At 70.4% G+C, this 2,921-nt stretch carries 1 protein-coding gene; it reads right to left on the bottom strand.

Translation table 11 applies throughout. From position 1 onward, the window contains the following. On the bottom strand, window positions 1-2,921 hold a 2,921-nt coding region (locus tag ACFY3C_RS45685), incomplete at both ends, for a condensation domain-containing protein (protein ID WP_390775181.1).

The following is a 2,921-nucleotide window of genomic DNA, read 5'->3' as shown; positions in this document are numbered from 1 at the left end:
GCGCCCGCATCCGCGAGCACGAACTCCAGCCGGCTGCTCGGATACCGCGGATCCACCGGCACATACGCCGCCCCCGCCTTCAACACACCCAACAGCCCAACCACCAACTCCACCGACCGCGGCAACGCCACCGCCACGACCGACTCCACACCCACACCCCGAGCCACCAGCTCCCCCGCCAGCCGATTCGCCCGCGCATCCACCTCCGCAAACGACAGGGAGACATCCCCGCACACCACCGCCACCGCATCCGGCGAAACCGCAACCTGCCGCTCCACCAACTCCCCCACCGACACCGGCAACACCGCAACCGCGGTCTCGTTCACCCCCCGCACCACCAGCTGCTCACGCTCGTCCGCAGTGAGGAGCGCGACCGTACTCACCGGCACCCGCGGGTCTGCAGTGAGCAGTCGAAGGACGCGGATGTACCAGTCCGCGAAGCGTTCGGCGGTGTCGCGGTCGAAGAGGTCGGTCGCGTATTCGAGATCGCCGCGCACCTGCGGCCCCTGTCCGCCCGGGACGACGGCCAGGTTGAGGGAGAGGTCGAACTTCGCCGTCCCGGTCGCGACGGGCTCCGACGTCACCCGGAGTCCGGGCATGCCCAGGTCCGGCCGGGCCTCGTTCTGCCAGGCGCACATGACCTGGAAGAGGGGCTGGTAGGCAGTGGAACGCTCCGGGTTGAGCAGCTCCACCAGCCGCTCGAACGGAAGGTCCTGGTGGTCGTACGCACTCAGCGCCTTGCCCCGCACCCGCTCCAGCAGCTCCTCGAAACTCGGGTTCCCGGACAGTTCCGCGCGCAGCACCCACGTATTGACGAAGAACCCGACGAGATCGGACAGGGCCTCGTCCGTACGACCGGCAATCGGCGCACCGATCGGGATGTCCTCACCGGCCCCCAACTGATGCAGCAGCACGGCGAGAGCCGACTGCAGGACCATCGACACCGTCGAGCCGCGCTCGGTCGCCAGCCGTTCCACCGCTTCGACCAGTTCGGTGTCGAGGGTGAAGGCGACCGAGTCGCCGTCGTGGCGGGCCACGGGCGGTCGGGGACGGACGGTCGGCAGGTCCAACGGCGCGGGGCAGTCCGCCAGTTCGTCGCGCCAGTACGCCGCCTGCGCGGCCGCCACACTCTCCGGGTCCGACTCGTCGCCGAGCAGCTCGGACTGCCACAGGGCGTAGTCGGCGTACTGCACCGGCAGCGGCTCCCAGTCCGGCGCCGCCCCGCCGTCCCGCCGTGCCGAGTAGGCCGTGACGAGGTCCCTGGCCAGCGGTCCGGCCGATCCGCCGTCGCCCGCGATATGGTGGAGGACCAGGACGAGCCGGTGCTCTTCGGGACCGAGGCGGAACAGGCGGGCTCGCAGCGGGATCTCCGAGGCCAGGTCGAAGGCGTACGTCACGGCCTGCCGTACCGCCTCGTCCAGCTCGTGCGGAGACACGTCGACGAGGGTGAGTTCCGGCGACACCTCGTGCGCGGGCAGCACACGCTGGAACGGCACCCCGTCCTCGTCCTCGACGAACACGGTCCGCAGACTCTCGTGCCGGACCACCACATCCCGTACCGCCGCAGCCAGCGCCTGTACGTCCAGCGAACCCGACAAACGGAGTACCGCTGGGATGTTGTAGGTGGCGGAAGGGCCCTCGAACCGGTCGATGAACCAGAGTCTGCGCTGCGCGTACGACAGCGGCAGTCGCTCCGGACGGTTCTCCGTACGCCGCAGCACGGGGCGTACGCGCGCTCCGGCCGGCAGATGCGCCATCAGCTCCGCAGGGGTGGAAGCGTCGAACACCGCGCGAATGGGCACCTCGACGCCCAGCACACCGCGGATGCGGCCTACCAACCGCACCGCGAGCAGTGAATCCCCACCTAGCTCGAAGAACCGGTCGTCCATACCGACCCGGTCTCGGCCGAGGACCTCGGCGAACAGGCCGGCGAGTGCCTGTTCCGTCGCGTCGGACGGGGCGCGGTAGACGGTCTCGGTGAACTCCGGCTCGGGCAGGGCGGCCCGGTCCAGCTTGCCGTTGGCCATCAACGGCAGGCGCTCCAGCATGACGAACGCGGACGGCACCATGAACTCCGGCAGCCGCCCGGACACGAACGTCCGCAGCTCGGCTTCCAGGGAACGGACGTGCGTGTCCCCTTCGCTCACGCCGTGACCGGTGTCGGCCGGTACGACATAGGCGAGGAGCCGGGTGCCGTCCCCGCGGCTCTCGCGAGCGATGACAGCGGCCTGCGCGACGGCCGGGTGAGAGGTCACCACTGTCTCGACCTCGGCCGGCTCGACCCTCTGACCGCGCACCTTGACCTGGGCGTCGGCGCGGCCCGCGTACTCCAGCACGCCGTCGGCCGTCCACCGGGCCAGGTCGCCGGTCCGATACATGCGGTGCCCGACAGGGCCGAATGGATCGGCGACGAAGCGCTCCGCCGTCAGCCCGGACCGGCCGTGATAGCCACGCCCCACCGCACCAGCCACGTACAACTCGCCCACCACACCCGGCGGTACCGGTGTCAGACCCGGCCCCAGCACGTAGGTGCGCATGTTCTCGATCGGCACACCGATCGGGACGCCAGCGGTGCCCCGCCACTCCTCCGGGACGGGGAAGGCGGTGGCGTAGAAACTCTCCGTCTGGCCGTAGGCGTTGACCACCCGCGTCTCGGGCAGCGCCGAGCGCACCCGCTCCACCAGCGTCGCCGACAGGCCCTCACCGGCGAAGACGAGCGTGTCGATCTCGACCTTCCCGGTGAAGGTGTCGAGCAGCTCGGCGAACGCGGACGGCACGGTGTGCACCACATCGGCCCGTACCTCCTGCCGCTCGCCGAGCGCCAGCACGTCCCGGACCACCTCCACGGTGGCCCCCTGGCTGAGGGCGGTGAAGATCTCGAAGACGGAGACGTCGAAGTTGACCGAGCTGGTCGCCAGCAC

The organism is Streptomyces sp. NPDC001410 (assembly GCF_042895235.1).
In the GTDB taxonomy this organism is placed as follows: Bacteria; Actinomycetota; Actinomycetes; order Streptomycetales; family Streptomycetaceae; genus Streptomyces.
This window is presented reverse-complemented; position numbering and strand designations above follow the sequence as displayed.